Origin of the sequence: Pseudomonas sp. PB106, from assembly GCF_009764645.1 — a bacterium.
In the GTDB taxonomy this organism is placed as follows: Bacteria; Pseudomonadota; Gammaproteobacteria; order Pseudomonadales; family Pseudomonadaceae; genus Aquipseudomonas.
In genome coordinates this window covers 63,627-86,043 of the sequence record NZ_RWIM01000061.1, presented here as the reverse complement: position 1 = coordinate 86,043, position 22,417 = coordinate 63,627, and the positions used below count along the sequence as shown (strand labels likewise).

The window sequence follows — 22,417 nt, the reverse complement described above, 5'->3', positions numbered from 1 at the left end:
TAAACGTAAACTGATTTAAACAGATGAAGAAAAGCTACCTCCATGTCACTTTCGAAATCGGAAATATGAGTTTTAATAGGCATCTAAGAAAAATCATCGACAAATAAAAATGGCGGGATAACCAACCATAAACTCAGGAAGTTCTCCACCAGAAAACCCAGGTACATTTGCCTTAAAAATAGCTAACGACATTCCCTCAGGCGCCCGTGCCCAAATCTGATACGCCATAGTTAATCCGCTTATTTTTTTCTGAAGCACAGCCCTATGCAGAAACTCAAACCCTTGCACATTCACAAAAAATTGCAACATCTCATTACTCAGCGAGTAAAACTCTTCATGACTCAAGTTTTGAGATTCTGCAGACTCAAGTAACATCCGGTAGTAAAAGGCAATCTCATCTTGATCATCTCCCCCTTGGGCACCAATCGGCAAACTCATATCGGGGCGTCCGTTAAATCCATCATGCGCTAGCCTGTGGCACTCTGGGCAAAGCGAGATTCCGTTTCCCAACTCAAATCTTGCCTGCGGCAATAGGGTACGCCTGAAAAGATGATGGGCCTGAACTTTATTAGATGAGTTGCAAACAACGCAGCTATACGCATCTCTTGCACGGATAAAGCGACTCCACAACGTCAGACACCAGCGCTCAGAGCGCTTTTTATCCAACGCCACATATAGCCTGTTTCTAATATCAATCAACTGATCAACGTTTATAGGCTTCACAGTTCACTCCAAGAATATTTTAGGGTGAATAGATAGGTCCTTTTTCTGATCAAGGCTAAATAATTTTCGATAAGTTGAGACCTTTTAGGCACTTCCAAACGATGAAGCCGGCCCAAGCTAAAATGCCCAATTCAATCGAATGCTAGTGCGGAAAACATCAGAGACCACGCTCAGGAACAATGAGAGAAACAATGGGGACAGATTTATTTATCGTCTAAAAATGAGCAAACAAATCTATCCCTTTCTACTGTTATCGAGGCGTGTTAAGCGCCAAAGTATCAAACTCAGAAAGATTCGACCGGTTTTTTGGTCTGCTCAACAAGCTTGTTCTCGTCAAGTTTCGGGAAAGAAAACTTGATCATGATGACCGATTCCTCGCCCTCGCCCGTGACAATCAGATCAGCCCCCCTGACATTCGCAGGCGCGGCTGCCATCAAACCAGAAACGCTAGGGGTCCCTTTGATCGAGGCGGCACCCTCAATAAACGAGTAGGTTAGATTATTGGCGTTCAGAGCAACACTTTCGTAGTTGGTGAGTTTAGCGGTGTACTCATCCTTGTTTTTAGCTTTTGCCGCCAGATCGACGAGATCCAGCATGGACTTGCCGTCAGCCAGTGCGACCAGACCGAACGAATTGGCCAGCGCACCGATGGCACGCCCAAACAATTCACGCTCATAGGGCGCGAACAGGGAAACCATAATTAGCTTGTCACCGCTGAACACCAAGCCAGCGGTGAATTTCTGATCAATGAAATCCACGTCATCGATACACCGAGCGGGCGCGCCCACCTCTGCCGAGCAATCATAGTAACCGTCAGCCTCGGTGTATTTCGTGATTGGGGTGTCGTAGCCGTAGCTCTTGAACAAATTTTCAGCTGCAACGGCACTCTGTATAGCGCCAACAAGGCCGCCCAGGCAAAGCACTAACGCATGGATTTTTTTCGACATGGATTCCGTTCCTACAAGGATGTGGATATTGATAGCCACATGCTATCAATCCTGTATTGGATTTGTCTCGCTCAATCCAATACAGGTTGAGCAAGCTCAGCAGGTCCAGAAGTGGGACGCTGTAAACCCACTCTGCCATTCCTGCCCCAAGCCCCCTCCTCCCATTCCTGATAAACTCCCCCACCTCCCAGCCACACCGATTCCGTACCCCTAATGTCCCCTATTCCCGCCACACCCGCCCCACTCTCCCGCCGCTTCTCCGTCGCCCCAATGATGGATTGGACTGACCGCCACTGCCGTTTCTTCCTACGCCTCCTGTCGAAGAACGCCCTGCTCTACACCGAAATGGTCACCACCGGCGCGCTGCTCAACGGCGATCACGAACGTTTCCTCCGTCACAACGAAGCCGAGCACCCTCTCGCGTTGCAGTTGGGCGGTAGCGTTCCGTTGGATCTGGCCGCCTGCGCGCGCATGGCTCAGGAGCATGGCTACGACGAGGTAAACCTGAACGTCGGCTGCCCAAGCGATCGTGTGCAGAACAACATGATCGGCGCGTGCCTGATGGGGCACCCGCAACTGGTGGCGGATTGTGTGAAGGCGATGCGTGATGCGGTGTCGATTCCGGTGACGGTGAAGCATCGCATCGGCATCAACGGTCGGGACAGTTATGCGGAGCTGTGTGATTTCGTCGGCACAGTGCGCGATGCGGGGTGCACCAGTTTTACCGTTCACGCGCGGATTGCGATTCTGGAGGGGTTGTCGCCGAAGGAGAATCGTGACATTCCGCCGTTGCGTTATGACGTGGCGGCGCAGTTGAAGGCGGATTTTCCGGCGTTGGAGATTGTGCTGAATGGCGGGATCAAGACGATGGAGGCTTGCCATGAGCATTTGCAGACGTTCGATGGTGTGATGTTGGGGCGTGAGGCTTATCACAATCCGTATTTGCTGGCGGAGGTGGATCAGCAGTTGTTTGGCAGTTCGGCGCCGGTGATCAGTCGGGCTGAGGCGTTGGCGCAGTTGCGTCCTTATATAGCCGAGCATTTGCTGGCGGGTGGGGCGATGCATCACATCACTCGGCATGTGTTGGGCTTGGGCACGGGGTTCCCGGGGGCGCGGAAATTCCGTCAGTTGTTGTCGGTGGATATTCACAAGGCCAAGGATCCGCTGGCGTTGCTGGATCAGGCCGCCGAGTTGCTTGAAGGGCGCTGATCCCCTCCTCTTCCACTGAGCCGGGCGGATTGCTCCGCCCGGCGTCAGCCATCAGGCTGCCGCAGCTGCGGTCCAGTTGACCCAGCCAAACGCCCACGTCGCCAGAATCAACAATCCGAACGCGATCCGGTACCACGCGAACGCCGCATAGCTGTGGTTGGCAATAAACTTGAGCAAGCCGCGCACGGCGATCATCGCGAAGATAAATGCGGTGACGAAGCCGAGGGCGAAGACTGGCAGGTCGTTGGGTTGGAACAGGTCGCGGTATTTGTAACCGGAGTAGACGGCGGCGCCGACCATGGTTGGCATGGCGAGGAAGAATGAGAATTCGGTGGCGGCTTTGCGCGACAGGCCGAAGAGCAGGCCGCCGATGATGGTCGAGCCGGAGCGCGAGGTGCCGGGAATCATCGCCAGGCATTGTACGAAACCGATCTTCAGTGCGTCAGACCAACGCATGTCGTCGACGTGATCGACGCTGATCACATGGCTGCGCTGTTCGGCCCACAACATGATGATGCCGCCGACGACCAGTGCCACGGCGACGGTGATTGGGTTGAACAGGTATTCGTGGATCGCATCGGCAAACAGCACGCCCAGGACCACGGCGGGCAGGAAGGCGATCAGCAAGTTGAGGGTGAAGCGTTGGGCATTGCGTTCGGTGGGCAGGCCTTTAACGATGTTGAAGATCTTTGGGCGGAACTCCCAGACCACAGCGAGGATGGCGCCGAGTTGAATAATGATGTTGAACGCCATGGCGCGTTCGCCGCCGAATTCCAGCAAGTCGGCTACGATGATTTGGTGGCCGGTACTTGAGATCGGCAGGAATTCGGTCAGGCCTTCTACCGCACCTAATATCAACACCTGAAAAAACGTCCAGAAATCCATTAATCCTCCGTCAGTGCGCTCTTTGGGCGAGCGACCGGGTAACAACACTCAGGGGTTGAGTATCTGCAGTGAAACCATTGACATACATAAATGCAAAAGTTCATCAGCCACAAAGATTACGTCTTATTAAAAGACACACTCAAGGCATGTTAGTAATCGTCGGCTGACGAACTACGCAGAAAATATTTAGGGCTCACTACAGAAAAAAGTTGCTCTGCCGACAAAGTGTGATCAGTATCACATTAATCAGGGATGGCCATACAATGGCAAAAGGACATAGACAAAGCCATCGCAATAGACTCAAAATAGTGGCACCATTGCATATCGCCACCATCTATTCAGTAGTTCACAGCTCCGAGAAAAGCAACTAAAAGCCTGAAAAGCTTAATTATTGTTAGAAAACTCGCGAGACACGTCTAAAATCCGCGCAAATGTTACCAATTGTCAGTCACAGATGAGAACCGGTGCTTTAACATCCCGATGTCAGCACTAATTCGAGTCAATGCATGATGCTCTCAGGGAACTTAGCGCCTAGAAGCCCGCGCCCGACAAATGACGAACCTGGAGTTCTTACTCTGGGTCGCACCCGTGGCGTGGCTGAACATTTTAGAGCGCTGGTCGCCAGGCACGTGCGAACTGATATGGCATTAGAAGCCAACTCGTACGCGCATTCATATCAGTTCAATGAACAATCTGCTCCGTATCGGGCGATCTTCCTGGTCATCGACAGCCCACAAGCGCTCGAGGACAATCTCGCGCTGGTGGAAAATCTGCGCAACGACAACTTGAAACCGATCATTTGCGCAGTCATCACTGGGCGCGGTGCCTTCAACAAGATCAAGTACTATCTTGCCGGTGCGGACTTTTGTATCAAGCTCAATACCCTTTCCGAGGAGGGTGCCGAGTTGCTGGGCGAGTTCTTCAACAGTGAAGAGTGGCAAAGGGATATCAATCTCACACTCGACCCGACGCGTATCTGCCTGATGGATACAAGCAAGAAACTCGACATCTCGTTTGCCGAGATGAAGATCCTCGAAGCCTTTGCACAAACCAGTAATCACATTCTGAGCCATGATGAAATTGCCAACATCATGGGCCTCAATACCAATTTCTACGACCCTCGAGCGCTGGAAAAATCAATCAGCCGCTTGCGTGGAAAAATCAAGGACATGTATGGTACAAACGCGATTCAGAGCATCCGCGGCTACGGCTATCGCCTGATGCGGGGCCTGATATCGACTGCCTGATCAATGCAGCCATCCCTTTTGCATACGAACGAAGGATCGTCTGATGCAACCATATAGCTCCTGTTCTGCTTTACCCCTGCTGAAAATCAAGCAATTGAATGAGCGCGGCAACACGACCCATAACAATAAAACTCCATAACATAGCAGCAGTTCGAGTGGAATTCATCGAGGGCCAACTTTGGGCCCAGACCCTGCCTATCGATTACTTCCGAGGAAGTCATTGCTCGCCTGCCGATTTATCTTTTAGCCAATTTTGGTGTGTATTTAGGAGAGAGACATGGAAACTAGTACAACCCTCCCAAGGAAATATTTTGTTGTCGTGACTCATAGCACAACGTCGCAACGTGAACTGGAGAGCATCCTGTCCAGCGAACGCTTCAATTCGTTTGAAGGCGTTGACTCGCCCTCTTCCGCTCCAATGGTGATGGAGTTCACATATCCGAACATCAGTCGAAAAAATGCGCCGCGCAGTATTGAACACGATACTCAGCGAATACTGGCCACGCTTGAGTCCGAATGGCTGGCAGCGCAATCGGCTAATCCTTTCCAGAATGCCCCGGCAATAAACGCAGAAAGCAGCAACATGCCACCTGCCATCGAAGGCCATATGCCGGCGAGCGAGACCTGGCATCTGGACAATGATCAGGGCGCACTGAGTAAAGACGATATCGAAATCAGTCTTACCGGTCTTGAAACAGCACTGGTACGCAAAATGCTCACTCATGAAGAGCGCGTTGTCAGTCGGGACGAGCTGATTCTGAGCATCGGTCGAGAGCCAGAGCAATATCGCGGTCTGGAAATGTGCCTGAGTCGTCTGCAAGATAAATTCAAGCATGCCAGCAACGGCGAGCGACTGTTCCGTGCGGTGCGCAATCGCGGTTATTGCCTGATCCAGGAAGTGGTCGCGTAAGCACAGCTGACCTTCCTATAAAACAAACAGATAAAGTGCGATTACAACAACAAGAAGAGCACTCTGTTTGGTTTCACCTCCCTTCTCCTGCTTCTTCAGACATCCCTGCCTCCACCCCTCCAACAGTAACAAATACAACACGATTAATTCACCCCTCGCTCTACGACCTTTTCTAACAGTGCGCTATTTAATTATTAGAAAGTTGGCACTGTGCCATCTTGTTAGAACTCGTCAGACACCATTCCAGCCAATAACTTAGTCTATTGACTGAAGACAGTTCGGCATATCGATGTTGTTACCTCAGGACACTCGTTAAAACAAAAACAATAAGTCTGCATAACAACTCGGATTTCAACTGTTGAAACCTGAATGGACGTCTTTTGGGGATACCGTATGGATCTTTCTCTAAGTATCAATCGAAGCACAGGCCTCAAGGGACTGACCTTTTGGGGCCAATGGGCGCTGGCGCAGGGCTTTGTGGTAACGCTGCTGTTCATCCTCGCCGAGCATCACACCGGGACGGTCGCGTTCTACTACCGAATGTGCGCCACCCTGGCGGTATTGGCCTCGGTGCCGGCGTATACGTTCAGCGGTGTCTATCGCAAACGCGATAACTACCTGACCGGTCTGGGTCGGCTGTTCATGGGGTGGTCGATGACCATGGCCGCGCTGGCTTGCATTGCGTTTGTTTGCCAGGCCGATGAGTTGTTTTCGCGGCAGGTGATTCTGAGCTGGGCGGTGTATGGCTTCCTCGGTCAGGCGTTTCTCTATGCGCCGTTGCACGCGTTTTCCAAGTACTACCAGCGCTCGCGCAAAAGTGAACACAAGACGCTGATCGTTGGTACTGGTGACTTGGCGCTGGGTCTGGCGAAGAAGCTCAGCCAACTGGAAAACCTGCCATTGGTAGGTTTGGTCAGCAACGGTGATGTGTCGGCGCTGGGTAAAGATGCGCCGCGTGTGGTCGGCGCTCAGGAAGATTTGCTGAAGCTGATCGAAGCCCATGACATCCGTCGTTTGTACATCACTCTGCCGCTGTGTGAAGCCGCGAAAATCGAAGCGATTTATGGCGATTTGCTCGGCGCCAACGTTGATGTGGTGTGGGTGCCGGACCTCAACAGCCTGACCCTGCTCAATCACTCGGTGAAAGTCGTGGACGGTCTGCCGGCGATCTATCTCAACGAGAGTCCGCTGACCAGCCGCCCGACTGCTGCGTTGAGCAAGAGCCTGGTCGAGAAAACCGTGGCGTTTCTGGCAATCATTGCGCTGAGTCCGATCCTGCTGATCATCGCGCTGGCGGTGAAGATCAACTCGCCGGGGCCGGTGTTCTTCAAGCAGGATCGCCACGGTTGGAACGGCAAGGTGATTAAGGTATGGAAATTTCGCTCGATGCGTGTTCACGATGACCGCGAAGTGAAACAGGCCAGCCGCAATGACTCGCGCATTACCGCAGTCGGTCGTTTTATCCGTCGCACTTCGCTGGATGAATTGCCGCAACTGTTCAACGTCTTGCAGGGGCACATGGCACTGGTTGGGCCGCGCCCGCACGCTGTTGCGCACAACCACTTCTACTCGGGGAAAATCCTCGCCTACATGGCCCGCCACCGGATTAAACCGGGTATCACCGGGCTGGCTCAGATCAGCGGCTGCCGCGGTGAAACCGACACCCTCGACAAGATGCAGAAACGTGTGGAAATTGACCTGCAGTACATCAACAGCTGGTCGTTGTGGCTGGATCTGAAGATCCTGGTGAAGACGCCGTTTACATTGCTGTCGAAGGATATTTACTGAGGTTTGAAGCTGCACATCGCAAGGGGACGAAAGTCCCCTTTTTTGTGGCTGGGATTTGCCGGCGTGAGTGGATGCAGAGGAATGCAAAAACTGTGGGAGCGAGCTTGCTCGCGAAAGCGGTGGGTCAGGCAACAGGGATGTCGACTGTACGGGCGCCTTCGCGAGCAAGCCAGCTCCCACAGGGATTTGTAGTTGGCTTGGGATTTGTGGCTAGACACATGACCTGTGGGAGCTGGCTCGCCAGCGATGGCGCTGTGTCAGGCGACATCAATGTTGCAGGTGCTGGCCTCATCGCTGGCAAGCCAGCTCCCACAGGGATTTGTAGTTGGCTCGGGATTTGTGGCTAGACACATGACCTGTGGGAGCTGGCTCCCCAGCGATGGCGCTGTGTCAGGCGACATCAATGGTGCAGGTGCTGGCCTCATCGCTGGCAAGCCAGCTCCCACAGGGATTTGTAGTTGGCTCGGGATTTGTGGCTAGACACATGACCTGTGGGAGCTGGCTCGCCAGCGATGGCGCTGTGTCAGGCGACATCAATGGTGCAGGTGCTGGCCTCATCGCTGGCAAGCCAGCTCCCACAGAGATTTGTGGTTGGCTCGGGATTTGTGGCTAGACACATGACCTGTGGGAGCTGGCTCGCCAGCGATGGCGCTGTGTCAGGCGACATCAATGGTGCAGGTGCTGGCCTCATCGCTGGCAAGCCAGCTCCCACAGGGATTTGTGGTTGGCTCGGGATTTGTGGCTAGACACATGACCTGTGGGAGCTGGCTCGCCAGCGATGGCGGTGGGTCAGCCAATATCAATATTGAATGTGCCGACCTCATCGCTGGCAAGCCAGCTCCCACAGGTTTCAGAGGTGCTTCGGAGATCTGCGCTTACTCCGTAATCTTCTCGAAATTGCGATAGAACATGTCCCCTTCCCGGCTATCGGTCATCGAGTGCAATTGGAAGCTGCGGTTCAAACGTGCACCACCGTCACGGGTCAGCGGGGCCCACACCAGGTTGGCGCGGCGCATGGTCGACATGCTCATCATTTCGTCGAACGGGATGGACAGGTAGAGGCCTTTGTCGAAACTACCTTCGCCATACTCGGCGCTGCTCGCCGTGGTGATCGTTGCCCAGGCACCGAAGCGCACACCGTTGGAAAACTCGCGGGAGATGTCCAGCGTGCCGCCCCAATCCCCGGCCAGATATCGCCCGACGCTCACCGCCGCCAGCGTATCGAACGGCAGATCGGTATAGCCAGTGATGTGCCCGGTCACCACCGAGTAATCGCGCAACGCAAAGCCCTGATCGAAATCCCGCTGACGCACCCAGTTGATATCCGCCCCCACCGACCAGCGCTCACCGGTCGGACGGAACAGCACTTCACCGCCCACACCGGCAAACATCGACTCCAGATAACCGCCATACACCATGCCATACAGGTCTTTATCCAATTGCTCGGCATGGCTGACCTGGAACAGCGGCATGGTCGTATCGGAGGTGGTCAGGTACTGACGCAAATCCGTACGCACACGAGGCAAACCGCTCGGTGCGTCGTAGACGAATTTGTCGAAGTTGTTGACCAGGTTGGTGCTGAGCAAACCGTTCCACCAGGTGTTGCGATTGAAGCGGTATTCGGCGTCGGCATCGGCGGTGAATTGATAGAGCAAGCCATCCGGGCCACCGACGTTCTGCTTGAAGCCCAGCCCCACGCCATAACTGAAATGCTGCGGTGCTTCGGTGTAGAGGGTTTTCTCGTTGTGCGGCATCGCCGGGTTGATCTCGGTGGTGCGGTGCAACGACTCCAACGGCTCTTCGTTATTGATCACTTCACGGAAGGTCTGGCGCGGCACGCTGGTTTCTTCCACCGGCAAGTCGTAGCGCTTGTTGACCATGGTGAACCAGTCGATGTCGTCGTTGACGCTGTTATCGAGCACACGGCTCGCCCGCCCGACAGCCTTGGACGAATGGAAATAACGCTGCTGCTCGCCATAGACGATCAGCTCGGAATCACGCTGGGTGATGCGCTCGACTTTGTAGCCAGCGTTCTGCTGCAGGCGCTGCGAAACGTTGGCCCAGTTGACCTGATCCATCGCCGTGGTCGGCGCCTTCGCCGGCAGCGGTTCTGGGGTCGGATCGTACGTCTTGGCGGGTGCCTTGCGGGTAGCGAAATTGGTGTGAAAGGTGATGCCGAACATCGCCGTATTCCCGCGCTCCCACGCGGCGCTGACGTCGACTGAATCTGCCACTTTGAACACCGCGCCGAGGTTGATCGGCGAGTCTTGCTTGATGATGTTGTCCTTCGGCTCGTTCTTGTAATCGTTGCCTTCGTATTCAAGCTTCAGGCTGAGACGATCCCACGGCGTCTGATAGCTCACACCACCGAAGAGCGACGGCCGACCGCGAAAGTAAGAGCCCGAGTTGACGTCACCGGTGCCTTCGAGTTCGGGCCGGGTATCGAAGCGATCACTGACGTAGCCCAACGGGTTGTCGAGGTCGCCGCGATTACCCAGATAACCCCAGGCAATCCCGGCGCTGAAGTCGAAATTGTCGAAGCGTTTGTTGGCGACGAAAAATTCACTGGAGAACAAACCGGTACCACCGATATCTCGGAAGCCCAGCGCCACGTCGGGCAACCAGTGACTTTCCTGCCACAGCCGGACTTTGACGTCGACCGCCTTATCCTTATAGCTTTGGCTGCCGCTCAGAGCCTCCGATCCGTATGCCCGGTTGGTGATCGCGGTGTAGCGAAACGAGCCTTCGAGCCAGTCCAGCGGTTGCAACGAAACGCTGTAGCGGCTGTACGGTTCGGTGCGGTTGGCGTTGACGCTCAATTCGCCGGCCGGGGCCATGCGCGCGGTCGGCGTCTGCAACAGACCGGTGCCACCGAAGTCATTCTGGGTGATGCGCGGCTCGGCATGGGCCAGACCGCAGGGCAATAACAACACAGCTGCAAAACGTAACTTCAACGAACCACCTCGGCCAGCTGCGTGGCAATAAATTCGGCCAACTGCTGATTCAGTTCAGGTAGAGGCGGATCCAGATCATCATTTTTCAGCGGCACCAGAATCTTGCTGCCGGCCACGGGAAAGTGCCCGCTCTCGCGATTCCAGTGCGCGATGCCGACCCGTTGCGAGGCGCCGTTGGGCTGAATCAGCCACAGGTAATCGGCTTCGGCATCGCTGAGAATCGAGCAGCCCTGCAAGTATTCACGGGCCTCTTGCAACGGCTGATACGGCAGATGACACGGCGTGGCGACGGCGCCGAACACTTCGACTTCGTCGACCCGTTTCGGATAGATCAACTGATCGCCATCGTCGAGGCGAATGTTGCGCGCGAAACCGACTTCCAGTGCGACCGGGTCGAGATCGGCGATCTGCCGCCCGGTCACTGGCATCTGCCGCACTTCTTCAGCCATGCGCTGCGCCAACGCCGCGCGACTCGGCCGGTCGAACAGCATCGCCATGCGCCGCAACACATCCAGATCAAACAGCACGCCGACCTTGAGGCGCGCCTGCTCCTCAATCAGCGACTGGCGCAGCAAGGCACCCGCCAGCCAGTAACCTTCGGCATTCGGCACCGCTTCGCCGATCACGTCGAGCAAGCGCCCGCCCGGTGGCAACTCGACCGGCCCGGGGTTGGCGACATCGCCCGACACCGTGACAGCCGCCTGACTGACACTGGCGATCAACATCAGGCCCGCCGATAACATCCTTAGACGCATCACGGCAGGTGCCTGCGATCAGGCGTGAGTTGCACAACCTTGACGCGCAACTGCGAGGTCAACTGCTGCTCGCTCTGCAAAATGAAACCGTCGCGCGGGTCGACCCAGTAATGATTGGTCGCGCGCAGGCCGATGGCCGGCGCATCAATCTGCTCATCGACACGCAGCACGGTGTATTCCTTGTCGAGAATCTGCAGGGTTTGTTCGGAGCGGCGGGAGAAGCGGCTGTTGACGATCACCCCGACTTCCTGACCCTTGTAGAGGTCGATCCAGCGCCGCGTGGTGAAACCATCCGCCACTTGATGCAAACCTTGTTTGAACGGCGAATTATCGGACAGCCGCGTGCCGTCGAGATCGCCTTCCAGGCCCAGGCCGACGCTGCGCACGGCGAGGCCATCGCGCAGCAACAGCACCTGTTTGCCGGACGCGACCCAGAACTGCAGGTCCTCCCGTTCGCGCATCAGCGCCAACACCCCGGAGCCCGAAGGTGTGGTCAGTTTCAGTTGCGGATAATTGACCCCGGCTACTTCGGCTGCCGTCACGTCCACTTCATCCGGGCCGACCACCGCAGCCTTGAGGTTGTTCAAGGACGCGCTCATCAACGGGTTACAACCACACAGCAACGAGGCCGCCATCAGGCACAGGCCAACTTTCAGAATGTTCAAAGTCGGCGACCTTATTTGCTGTTGTTACTGTATTCGCTCCAGTTCTTCGCAGCGGAAGCGCCAGTGCCGACAAGCGATGCCGACGGCACCAATTGACTGATCAGACGGTTCCAGCGAGTCACGTTGGCAGGCCCGACATACACCACGTCCTGCGGGCGAACTTCGAAGTGCGAAGCCAGCGCCATGGCGGTCGGCGACTCGGCTTCGAGCTGATAGATCTTCGCCGGCTCGACGTCGAGATTTTCCACGCCACGAATGACATACACCGCGTTGCCATTGGAGGTGGTCTGGGCCAGGCCGCCGACCGAACCGAGCACGTCGGTGAGGTTCATGGTTGCGGTCTTGAAACTCAGTGCGCGCGGTTGGTTGACCTCGCCCATCACGTAGATGCGCTTGTTGTCGTTGTACGGCAGATACAGCTGATCGCCGCCCTTGAGGTAGACGTTCTGCAACTCGGAATCCTGTTGATTGAGCGAGTCGAGATTCAGCGGATAGGTGCGGCCCTTGCGCGTCAGCAACAACCCGGACAAATCAGCATTGTTGGTGTCGATACCGGCCGAGCCGAGGGCTTCGACCACACTCAGCGGGTTGGTGGAAATCGCTTGCGGCCCGGCCTTGGTCACCGCACCGGTGACCACGACTTTCTGGCTGGCGAAACGCAACACCGCGACATCCACTTGCGGCTCGGCGATGAACGCCGAGAGTCGCTGTTCGATGTCCGAGCGCAGTTGCTGGATGGTCCGGCCGGCGGCCTGGACTTCCTTGATGAACGGGTAATAGAGCGTGCCGTCGGAGCGCACCAGTCGGCCGTTGGCATCGATCTGTTGTTGTGCACCGGACGGCGCCGTCAGCTCCGGGTGATCCCACACCGTGATGTACAAGACATCGTTGTTGCCGATGCGGTACTCGGCCGGGGTCGCCAGCAGCTCTGCCGGCAGCGACTCACGCTTTTGCGTGGCGCGGTTCATGGCAATCAGCTTGGGCGTGATCGGAATCAGCTCGACCCGGCTGCTTTCGCTGGCACCCTGGCGGGTGATGTCACTGGTGCTGAGGTATTGACCGGGGGAAAACATGCAACCTTGCAAAGCGAGACTTGCCAACATTAAAAGATAAACACTACGAGTCATAATGGCACTACGCTATTCAAGGGCGAATCCAAAAAGAAAGTCACCCAACTTGCGTCGGGCGACCTTGTACTGCACTAACAAATGTTCCTGTTAGTTATGCGTGCCGGTTGTACCGGTGGTACCTGTGGTACCGGTAGTACCGCCATTGGCACTGCCACCACTGTTGGACGCCGCTACTGCACTGGCAACCATTGCAGTACTGGCTGCAGGCGCTTGAGAAGCCGCTACATTGCCACCTACATTGGTTACCGCCGTCAGCGGTGCTTCAGCTGCGGCAGCCCAGTTGCTCAACATCGTCAACAGGGCAACTGCCATCACTTTTTTCATAACAACTCCTTTCTAACATTCGACCTGTTAAAAAACCGGTCTAAGTCAGAGTGGGTAGCGTTCAAGTCCGCAAAAAACGCGAACATGATCCGTCGTTCTTTCACAGTCTTACCCAACTGATAAAAGTCGAACGGCAGGTTTATATCTACGGACTTGCAAAAGGCATTGCCAGTGTAATTTCCCGACGTTATCTAACAACCTGACTGAAAATAACATTGGACTAAATGGCCATCATCCCAAGTAGCCTTTGGGATGATTCGATTGCCAGCGCCAGGTATCGGTGACCATGTCCTGCAAGTTGCGCGTGGCTTTCCAGCCCAACTCTGTCGCCGCCTTGGACGCATCGGCCCAACTCTCGGCAATATCGCCAGAACGGCGCGGCATCATCCGGTACGGCACTGCTTGCCCGCAGGCCTGTTCGAAGGCGTGGAGCACTTGCAGGACGCTGTAGCCATCGCCGGTGCCGAGGTTCCAGGTATGAATGCCGGTACGCCCCGAGATCGACTGCAAGGCCTTCAAGTGCCCATCCGCCAGATCGACGACGTGGATGTAATCGCGCACGCCGGTGCCGTCGATGGTCGGGTAATCGTTGCCGAAGATCGACAGCTCCGGCAGGCTGCCAACCGCGACCTGACTGATGTAAGGCACCAGATTGTTGGGGATGCCGTTGGGGTCTTCGCCCAGGTGGCCGCTGTGGTGCGCGCCGATCGGGTTGAAGTAGCGCAGCAGCGCGATGCTCCAGCGCGGCTCGGCCTGAGCCAGATCGCGCAGGACATTTTCAACGATCAATTTCGACTGGCCGTAGGGATTGGTCGGCGTGCCGGTAGGAAAATCCTCGCGGATCGGCATCTGCTCCGGCTCGCCATACACCGTGGCCGATGAGCTGAAGACCAGACGAAACACCCCCGCCGCTGCCATCGCCTGGCACAGATTAATGCTGCCACTGACGTTGGTTTCGTAGTACTCAAGCGGCTTGCGCACGCTCTCGCCCACAGCCTTGAGACCAGCAAAATGCAGCACGGCGTCGATGTTGTGCTCGCGGAAAATCCGGTCGAGCAATGCCCGGTCACAGACATCCCCGCGGATCATCCAGGCACTCTTCCCGCAGATGCCTTCAATGGCGTGCAGTGCCGCTTCGCTGCTGTTGCAGAGATTATCCAGCACGACAACTTCATAGCCTGCTTCAAGCAGCGCAAGTGTGGTGTGCGAGCCGATATAACCGGTGCCACCCGTTACCAGAATTTTCATAGCGCGGTCCGTCAGTGGATAAGTGCCCTGTGGTGTGTCAAGCCTCTTGCATTGGATATGTGTCGTAATCCACACAAATAAGGCGACAACAACCTCAAGCAAAATTAGTTCAACGACTGGCAATAAATATTTTTCCAGGTCAAACTGTATTACCGGGTACTTATTAGCACTGCCTGTGCACTAACCACTATCAACGGATACCGACTAAAAATAACTAACTACGCACTTACCGACATCTCATAACATTGTCACGCTTTAAGCCCGCCGCGCATTGCCATGTATAACCTGACTCATGTATTAAATCACTCGTTCAATATTATTTGAAACTTGCGTGGTGCTCTAAGTGCCGCGCTGTCGTTGACTGTGTTCCATGACTGTCCAGGATACTTTTATGATTCGTAAATGTTTGTTCCCCGCTGCCGGCTATGGCACGCGTTTCTTGCCGGCCACTAAAGCCATGCCGAAAGAGATGCTGCCAATCGTCAACAAGCCGTTGATCGAATACGCCGTTGAAGAAGCGCGGGACGCCGGTCTGCAACACATGGCCATCGTCACCGGTCGCGGCAAGCGTGCGCTGGAAGACCATTTCGACATCAGCTACGAACTCGAACACCAGATTCGCGGCACCGAGAAAGAGAAATTCCTCGCCGGTACTCGCGAGCTGATCGACACCTGCACCTTCTCCTACACCCGTCAGGTGGAAATGAAGGGCCTGGGCCACGCGATCCTCAGCGGTCGCCCACTGATCGGCGACGAGCCGTTCGCCGTGGTGCTGGCCGATGACTTGTGCCTGAACCTGGAAGGTGACGGCGTACTCACGCAGATGATCCAGCTGTACAAGAAATTCCGCTGCTCGATCGTCGCCATTCAGGAAGTCCCGGCCGACCAGACGCACAAGTACGGGGTGATTGCCGGCGAGCTGATCTCCGACGGCATCTACCGGGTTAACAACATGGTGGAAAAACCGGCGCCGCAAGACGCACCGTCGAACCTGGCGATCATCGGTCGCTACATCCTTACGCCGGACATTTTCGACCTGATCGCCGACACCGAACCGGGTAAGGGCGGCGAAATCCAGATCACCGATGCGCTGATGAAACAGGCGCAGAACGGTTGCGTGCTGGCCTACAAATTCAAAGGTCTGCGCTTCGACTGCGGCGACGCCGAGGGCTACTTGCAGGCGACCAATTTCTGCTACGAAAACGTCTATCTCAAGGGCCGCTGAGACGGCTCCCCCCACCCGACGAGGCGACCATGAACATTGCACAACATTCCGTAGAGATTGAACGCGAGGTGGGTAACCTCGGGGTGATGAGCTGGTTGTCCCGCCATCAGCCGTTGCCCAGCGCCAACGAAACCTGGCTGGGCACGATTCTGCTGGTGGAGCGGATTGGCGTGTTCCCCGCGTCAGGTGACATCCGCCGACCGATGCGCGATCCCTATCCCCTGCTCGCCCATTTGAAAAAGCTGTACGGCGAGCAGGCGCTGGAAATGGATGACCGTGACGGGCTGAAAGTGATCTTCAGCGATTGGCGCTTTCGCGTGCGGATTTGCTGCAACGACCCGGCGATCATCATCAACGTTGAGACGCGCTGCGATACGCGGTTGATGCCGCAGAAGATTGCGGAATTGCTCGAGCAAGTCGACGCCTTCACGCAAAACTGATCGTTCCCACGCTCCGCGTGGGAATGCCGCCCGGGACGCTCCGCGGCCCTTCGCTGAGTGACGCAGAGCGTCACAGGATGCATTCCCACGCGGAGCGTGGGAACGATCATCGCGCCGGGGTTTGCGCGTTACTTCGGGAGGGCGTCGCAGCGGTCTTTGGCGCCGGTAATCCAGCCATAAAAGTAATCAGCAATCACCTTCCCGCCCGTGGCCGGCAGCGGATGAATCTTGTCCGGGCCGATCATCGCGGCGGAGTAGCGCTTCACGTCCGGGCCAAACGCGCATTGCAGATTGGCATAACCCAAATGCTGCTCCCGCGCCCAAGGCTCCAGCACCTGCGCATACGCCGACATCGGGTAAGCGCTGGAGCGCGTGGTGTCCTGGCGCATGATCAGATTGATGCTCGCCTTCGGTTGAATCTCGCGCAGCATGCCCACCAGACCCTGAACATTCTGCAGGTACTGCGCAGGTTTCACCCCGAAGCCCTGATCGTTGCCACCGAGCATGATCAGGTAAACGTCAGCCGGGATCTTCGCCACCGCGGCTTTCCACTGCACCTGCCATTGCGGATCCTGGTGATAGAAGTCCGCCGACGCCGCACCGGAGGCCGCCAGTTTCGACACGCGTATGCCGTTCTGATCGTTGCTCATCCACAGGCCGAACAAGGTGGGCGCGCCCTTCACCACTTCCAGTTTGAACGACCAGTCTTTGGCTGCAGAGAGGCCAGTCAATGGCACTTCCTGAACCCCTGCGCCTGACAGGGTCATGGGCTGCCAGTCTTCTGAAGGTGACCAGCGATAGCGGATCTCGCTGGATTCGCCATTGCCGAGGTAAAGCAGTTTCGCCTGAGTGACCGCTGTATCGATGCGCGGCGTAGGGTTGGCATCCACTTGCAGCCAAGCGCCGGGTTTGCCCGTGACCGTGCGACTGTCCGGGCTCGCCTGACCCAGCTCAGAGACCTTCCAGCCACCGCTGAAATACTTTTCACTGCTGCGGGTGTATTTGAAATGCGTACCGCCCAGCGCTGCGCCGTGGTTAAAACCGACATAACCGGGCCCGGCAAAACCGACCTCCCCGGCCACGCGCTGCACCAGTTTGTTCAGATAGAAATCCTGCCCGGCGCTGTAGCTGTCGCCGATCACCGAGACCGATAAAACCTTGCCGGCCTTGCCTTCCCGCCACTGCGCAAAACGCTCACGGGCATCGCCCACCTGAACCACGGATGCTGCGACGGGTTGAGGGTCATCTACTGCCAACATGCACAATTTCCTTCAGTCTGAAATGGCCCCTTCGCGAGCAAGTCGAATCGTCACTCCCAGAAGGATTGTGGTCATCCGCTAAATTCATTCACATCTGATAAACCTGTGGGAGCTGGCTTGCCAGCGATGGGGTCCGGTCAGACACAGATGCATTGCCTGACAAAACGCCATCGCTGGCAAGCCAGCTCCCACAGGGATGGTGTGACTTACAGGGATGATTGGGTCTGCACCACCGGGATGACAGGCACCACCGGCTTCTTCTTCGCCGCCCGCTCCCCAAGGAACAACACAGATGTGAAATTGAACCGACTGAAAACCATCGACAACACCACCGGCCCAAGCAAGCCAGCACTCAAACCACCGAGCACCAGCAAGCTCTCATCCTTCACGCCCAACCGCCCCAGCACAAACCGCGACGTCGCCGCGAACAGCACATGAAACAGGAAAATCGCATAGGAATACCCGCCCAACCAGGTCAGCGCCTTCGACCGCACATCACTCGACAACAACGCGATGCAGGAAACGCAACCGACGGTCAAACCGATGAGGCTCCGGCGATCAACGATCAGCTCCCGATCAATCGCCGCCACATACAACAGCGTCAGCGAAATCAGCACAAACACCAACGGCCCGATCACCTTGAAGCGTTGTTTCAGCGCGTCGACGTTCTCCTGGCCAATCATCCCCGCGACGAAAAACGGCAGCAGGTAAATCGCGCCGTTAATCCCGAATGCATCGAACTTGAACGGCGGCAGCAGAAACAACACGGCGGCAAACGCGAACAAGCCATACAAGCGCGTCGGCGAACGCAGCATCCCGCGCCACTCCAGCAAGCCAACGAACATGAAAATGATAAACACCGCCTGCAGGAACCAGAAGTGGTTGACCGGCACCCAGAACGACAACAATGCGTCGAGCACGCCGACGTCCTTGTTCACCCCCGGCGCCACCGCTTGCAACACCGAGAACGGTACGCCGACGCAGAACAGCGGCACGATCAAGCGCCGCACCTTGCCGCTGAAGAACGCGGAAAAGTCGTTGCCACGGATTTTGTAGATCGAATAGATATACCCGGAAATAAAGGTGAACAACGGCATGCGCACGTACACCATCGAATCGGCAATCACCCGGAACGGCGAGCCGATATCGATCTTCAACCCGCCGCCCAACGGCCCGATGACGTGATAGAGCACCAGCAACAGGCACGCCAGGCCACGCAGGGTTTCAATCTCCAGGGACTTTTTCTTGCTCGACATAAAGCACCTGCCTCAATTCAGAATTCTTGATTCAACCTGCACCGGTTTGTTCGCCCGCAGCATCAATCCGAGGCCGACGAACAACACCGGCACCACCATCGAAAAGTGTCGGGCGAAGGAGCCGAAGTCCGGTTCGAACAAACCTTGCACCAGCAAAAACGCCAGCGGGATCGCGATCAATTCCTTGGGTTTGGTCTGGATCGGCGCACCTTTGTAATCGGTCGAGGTGATGACTTTGAACAGCAGCAACGCGGTCATGATCATCAACGCCACGAAGATCACCTGACCCGGGCCCGACAGCAGAATCAGCTCCACCGGGAACGACAAGCGGAAGAAGATGATCATCGAGTCCAGCGCCTGCGAAACGAAATCGCTGCCGGTGAGCCACGAGACGATCAACGACTTCGAACCCTCCTCCCCCGCCGTGCGCAGTTCATTGTTACTGGCGCGAATCGACGACACCGGAAACCCCAGCGCAACCTGGATCGCCATGGCCACGGCCAGGTAAAACAGGAACAGCATCAGGAAGAAGGTCGTGCGCGACACATACTTTTTCATCACGCAGACGCCGATCCACGACAGCGAAAACAGAATCCAGTAAGGCCGGATCAGCACGCCGTAGATCACCGCCGAGAGGAAAAAGCCGCCGCGATATTTGCGCGTCAGCGAACTGAGCAAAATGCTCAACACCGCCACCGAGACGATGATTTCCTTGGTCAGGTTCTCCAGGAAAAACGAGCGCACGATGCCCCACAGACACAGCGTGCCAAAGATCGCCAACGGCATGCGCCGGAACACCACCACCGGGATCGCCGTGAGGAAGAAATTGCAGAACATGCCGTAGGCCCAGGCATTGGTCAGGTTGATCCCGGTGGGCCGCAACAGGAACGCCGAACACTCGTAGGACGAGCGATCCGGCGAGAACGGGTTCCAGAAGTTGCAGTTGTCGGCGCGGGCGTAGGACGACCACAAGGTCATCGCATCCGGGCCGGGATCACGGGGAATCAGCAGGGGCATGGCCACCGACAGAAACAGCCCGGTGAAGAGGATCAGGAACGACACATACGAATCGAGTCGCTTGCCGCGAAACTCGATGCACGGCAGCTTCAGGCCCATGACACGGCAGCCTTCTTCGCACCGGTCACGCGGGTCAGTACGGCGATCACACCGAGCTGCACGATGATCGCAAACACATTGCCCCACGCCGCGCCGTAGATCGAGTAATGCTTGATCAGCACCCAGCTCACCGGCACTGAAACCAACAGGCAAATCGCTGCGCTCGCGAGCGAGACGCGACTGTTCTTCGAGGCAATCAAACCGCCCCAGACAATGTCGCCAATCGCGCGCAAGGCAAAGGAAAAGATCAGCACGCCGAGGATGCCGTTGTCCGGACGCGGCACGCTGGTGGCGACGTAATCGAGCACCACGTTGAAAAACACATAGATCGCCACCGCCACCGCCGCCGACACCACCAGCGAGCGCATGACCCACTTGTTGACGAACAGTTGCTTGACCGTGAACGCCTGCTGATCAGCCTGAAAACGCTTGGCCAGCAGCGGAATCCCGACCACCGCCACCACCGCGTACGACAACGCCTGCAAAGTGTTCGCCGCCGACCACGCGTAGACGTATTTACCGAGGCTGGCGTAGGGTTCGAGATCGATGATCAGGAAGCGCTCGGCGTACTGACTCAACGCGATCAAACCGGTGCCGAGATAGAACGGCAGCCCGGCCTTCCATACCGTCGCCGTCGCCAGCGATCCGCTCTCGCGGCCCTTGTGCACGTTCACCACGATCAGGTAACCGGCGATGATCACCAGCACGTTGGCGGCGACCCACAGCCACAACACACTGGCGATGCCCGACACCCAGCCGAGCATCATCCCGCCCACCGCCAACACCGCCCACAGACCGGTCTTGATGAAGAACAGCAACGCGCCGGCGGTGGCTTTCTGCGCGGAAAACACAAACGAGTTGATCTCGAACGACAGGTGCTCAGTGAGCAACACCAACGTCACGCAGAGGATCAGCATGGCCGTCGCTTCAACCTGCTGGAACAGTGAATAAATCAGCACTGTCACCACCGACAACAGCAATCCCACTGCCAGATACAGCAGCAGGACTTTGTCGACCACCCGGCGCGAACTGCCGCCGACGCTGATCAGCCGATTGATCTCGGAACTGAAACCGACGCTGTAGAACTTCGAGGCGATCAACGAGGCCGCGACCACCACGCCGTAAAAACCCAGCGCCTCATAACCGAGGTAATGGGTGATCGCCAACACCAGCAAAAACTTCGCGCCTAAGGCTCCGCCGCGAAGCAGCAGCCGAAATATCATCGAACGACACCCTTGATGATGTCGTCCATGGCCACGGTTTTTGCTTCGATTTCACGGCAGGTGTCGGTCAGGCGCTGGCCGAAATTCGTCAGTGCATTCGGCGCGTAAACCGTGTTGATGATGGTGTCGACATTGATGTCGCCGCCGTTGATCACCCAGTCCTCGACGCCCATGTCCTGATAGGCGCCAAAGCCTTTGCGCTCGTAGCTGATGTGGTACGCCGGCACGCCGGACAGCAGCGATTCGATCGCGCCGTGCAAGCGCACGGAAATCACCAGATCCGGTTGATACTTGGCAATCGTTGCCTTCAAGGACAGCAGGTCTTCAGTGATGCCCAGCTCGCGATAGAACGCGCCGTCATCGTTGCCGCGCACGGCGCTCTGTACCGCGCAGACCACTTTGCTTTTTTGCTTCAGGCGTTGCAGCAGCACCTTCAGGTTGGCGACGTAGGCGACTTTCTTCTCTTTGCTCCACTCCGGCGGCTTGCGCAGCACCACGCAGACCGTGGCCGGTGATGCGGCGCAACGCGTGAATTTCGGTTGCTGGAGGATCTTGCTCGCCAGCGACTGCACCGCCAGATCGGGGGCGCGATAGACATTTTCGCAGGCGTCGAAAATCGCCGAGGAACGGTTGTCGCGCACGAACACCGCATCGGCGCTGGCGTAGTGCTCGACGATTTTGCTGCTCTCGCCATGGAACGGGCCGATGCTCTGCGGCAGGTACACCGACGGCACCTTGCTGAGGATCGCGGTTTCCAGTTGCTTGGCGTGGCCGAGCTTCAACTTGACGTGTTCGAAAGCGCTTTTCGAACGCATATAGCCGCCACCGACACCGACGATCAGATCAGTTTTCTTCAACAGATCCGCCAGCCCGGCATAGGACTGGTTGAGAAACACCGCTTGCTTGACCCGACCCAGGCCCTTGGCGGCCATGACCGGCGCATCAAAACGCGGGTGCGGCAAATAGCTGAAAGAGTCCGGATCGGAGGCCACCACACTGATCGCGGTGTCTTCGCCAAAGTTGCGCTGCACCAGGGCGATGGCCAGATCGACGAGCAGGCCGTCACCGGAGTTGGACGCACTGTAGCCATGCAAAATCGTTACGTTCATATGC

20 protein-coding genes and 1 pseudogene are annotated in these 22,417 nt (G+C 56.6%); 6 read left to right on the top strand and 15 right to left on the bottom strand.

All coding sequences use genetic code 11. The annotated features are described in order from the left end of the window. Positions 1-93: 93 nt before the first annotated feature. The 3 genes and pseudogenes from EJA71_RS08155 to EJA71_RS08150 form a co-directional block, all read right to left on the bottom strand. Complete coding sequence (locus EJA71_RS08155) at positions 94-438, bottom strand: hypothetical protein (protein WP_158955790.1); 345 nt, start codon at positions 436-438, stop codon at positions 94-96. Positions 439-480: 42 nt separating this feature from the next. Next, positions 481-672 (bottom strand): annotated as a pseudogene (locus EJA71_RS27765) (hypothetical protein); the annotation flags it as partial. A gap of 335 nt (positions 673-1,007) precedes the next feature. Then, positions 1,008-1,709 carry a hypothetical protein gene (locus tag EJA71_RS08150; protein ID WP_256671551.1) on the bottom strand — a complete coding sequence of 234 codons (702 nt, stop codon included), beginning with the start codon at positions 1,707-1,709 and terminating at the stop codon, positions 1,008-1,010. A gap of 174 nt (positions 1,710-1,883) precedes the next feature. Here EJA71_RS08150 and dusA point away from each other — a divergent pair, with 174 nt between their 5' ends. Beyond that, complete coding sequence (gene dusA / locus EJA71_RS08145; RefSeq protein ID WP_158955788.1) at positions 1,884-2,879, top strand: tRNA dihydrouridine(20/20a) synthase DusA; 996 nt, start codon at positions 1,884-1,886, stop codon at positions 2,877-2,879. 51 nt (positions 2,880-2,930) lie between these two features. Here the strand turns inward: dusA and EJA71_RS08140 are convergent, their stop codons facing one another. Continuing rightward, positions 2,931-3,764 carry an undecaprenyl-diphosphate phosphatase gene (locus EJA71_RS08140; RefSeq protein ID WP_158955786.1) on the bottom strand — a complete coding sequence of 278 codons (834 nt, stop codon included), beginning with the start codon at positions 3,762-3,764 and terminating at the stop codon, positions 2,931-2,933. Between the two features lie 506 nt (positions 3,765-4,270). On the opposite strand from EJA71_RS08140, the gene EJA71_RS08135 reads away from it, so the two are divergent. From EJA71_RS08135 to EJA71_RS08125, 3 genes are all read left to right on the top strand, one after another. Continuing rightward, positions 4,271-5,011, top strand: a complete 741-nt coding sequence (locus tag EJA71_RS08135) for a winged helix-turn-helix domain-containing protein (RefSeq protein WP_158955784.1) — start codon at positions 4,271-4,273, stop codon at positions 5,009-5,011. 277 nt (positions 5,012-5,288) lie between these two features. Continuing rightward, positions 5,289-5,921, top strand: a complete 633-nt coding sequence (locus tag EJA71_RS08130) for a winged helix-turn-helix domain-containing protein (RefSeq protein WP_158955782.1) — start codon at positions 5,289-5,291, stop codon at positions 5,919-5,921. 393 nt (positions 5,922-6,314) lie between these two features. Continuing rightward, positions 6,315-7,709: an undecaprenyl-phosphate glucose phosphotransferase gene (locus tag EJA71_RS08125; protein WP_158955780.1), complete on the top strand. Its 1,395-nt coding sequence runs from the start codon at positions 6,315-6,317 to the stop codon at positions 7,707-7,709. Between the two features lie 875 nt (positions 7,710-8,584). Here EJA71_RS08125 and EJA71_RS08120 read toward each other — a convergent pair. The 6 genes from EJA71_RS08120 to galE all read right to left on the bottom strand — a co-directional run bounded on the left by EJA71_RS08120 (position 8,585) and on the right by galE (position 14,785). Then, positions 8,585-10,663, bottom strand: coding sequence for a YjbH domain-containing protein (locus tag EJA71_RS08120; protein WP_158955778.1), 2,079 nt, complete (start codon positions 10,661-10,663; stop codon positions 8,585-8,587). Then, on the bottom strand, positions 10,660-11,418 hold the full coding sequence (locus EJA71_RS08115; protein WP_158955776.1) for a capsule biosynthesis GfcC family protein: 759 nt from the start codon (positions 11,416-11,418) through the stop codon (positions 10,660-10,662). The genes EJA71_RS08120 and EJA71_RS08115 overlap by 4 nt, the downstream gene beginning before the upstream one ends. After that, the gene (locus EJA71_RS08110) at positions 11,418-12,083 is read right to left on the bottom strand and encodes a YjbF family lipoprotein (RefSeq protein ID WP_158955774.1); all 666 of its coding nucleotides are present in this window, start codon (positions 12,081-12,083) and stop codon (positions 11,418-11,420) included. The genes EJA71_RS08115 and EJA71_RS08110 overlap by 1 nt, the downstream gene beginning before the upstream one ends. A gap of 11 nt (positions 12,084-12,094) precedes the next feature. Then, on the bottom strand, positions 12,095-13,156 hold the full coding sequence (locus tag EJA71_RS08105) for a polysaccharide biosynthesis/export family protein (RefSeq protein ID WP_158955772.1): 1,062 nt from the start codon (positions 13,154-13,156) through the stop codon (positions 12,095-12,097). A gap of 144 nt (positions 13,157-13,300) precedes the next feature. Then, positions 13,301-13,537 (bottom strand): hypothetical protein, encoded by a 237-nt coding sequence (locus EJA71_RS08100; RefSeq protein WP_007910552.1) that lies wholly within the window; start codon positions 13,535-13,537, stop codon positions 13,301-13,303. Between the two features lie 231 nt (positions 13,538-13,768). Continuing rightward, positions 13,769-14,785, bottom strand: a complete 1,017-nt coding sequence (gene galE / locus EJA71_RS08095; RefSeq protein WP_158955770.1) for a UDP-glucose 4-epimerase GalE — start codon at positions 14,783-14,785, stop codon at positions 13,769-13,771. Positions 14,786-15,176: 391 nt separating this feature from the next. Between galE and galU the strand changes: the two genes are divergently transcribed. After that, the gene (gene galU / locus EJA71_RS08090; RefSeq protein ID WP_158955768.1) at positions 15,177-16,010 is read left to right on the top strand and encodes a UTP--glucose-1-phosphate uridylyltransferase GalU; all 834 of its coding nucleotides are present in this window, start codon (positions 15,177-15,179) and stop codon (positions 16,008-16,010) included. Positions 16,011-16,039: 29 nt separating this feature from the next. Beyond that, the gene (locus tag EJA71_RS08085; RefSeq protein ID WP_158955766.1) at positions 16,040-16,450 is read left to right on the top strand and encodes a mannose-1-phosphate guanylyltransferase; all 411 of its coding nucleotides are present in this window, start codon (positions 16,040-16,042) and stop codon (positions 16,448-16,450) included. Positions 16,451-16,578: 128 nt separating this feature from the next. Here EJA71_RS08085 and EJA71_RS08080 read toward each other — a convergent pair whose 3' ends face one another. The 5 genes from EJA71_RS08080 to EJA71_RS08060 form a co-directional block, all read right to left on the bottom strand. Continuing rightward, a complete protein-coding gene (locus EJA71_RS08080) occupies positions 16,579-17,709 on the bottom strand; it encodes a GDSL-type esterase/lipase family protein (RefSeq protein WP_158955764.1) in 1,131 nt (376 codons plus the stop codon). Positions 17,710-17,915: 206 nt separating this feature from the next. Next, positions 17,916-18,965: an acyltransferase family protein gene (locus EJA71_RS08075; protein WP_158955762.1), complete on the bottom strand. Its 1,050-nt coding sequence runs from the start codon at positions 18,963-18,965 to the stop codon at positions 17,916-17,918. A 12-nt stretch (positions 18,966-18,977) separates the two neighbouring features. After that, positions 18,978-20,081: a hypothetical protein gene (locus EJA71_RS08070; RefSeq protein ID WP_064392790.1), complete on the bottom strand. Its 1,104-nt coding sequence runs from the start codon at positions 20,079-20,081 to the stop codon at positions 18,978-18,980. Next, entirely contained in the window at positions 20,072-21,304 is a 1,233-nt protein-coding gene (locus tag EJA71_RS08065; RefSeq protein ID WP_158955760.1) for a polysaccharide biosynthesis C-terminal domain-containing protein, read from the bottom strand. The genes EJA71_RS08070 and EJA71_RS08065 overlap by 10 nt, the downstream gene beginning before the upstream one ends. Continuing rightward, on the bottom strand, positions 21,301-22,413 hold the full coding sequence (locus tag EJA71_RS08060; RefSeq protein ID WP_158955758.1) for a polysaccharide pyruvyl transferase family protein: 1,113 nt from the start codon (positions 22,411-22,413) through the stop codon (positions 21,301-21,303). Before EJA71_RS08060 ends, EJA71_RS08065 begins: the two co-directional genes overlap by 4 nt. Positions 22,414-22,417 lie beyond the last annotated feature (4 nt).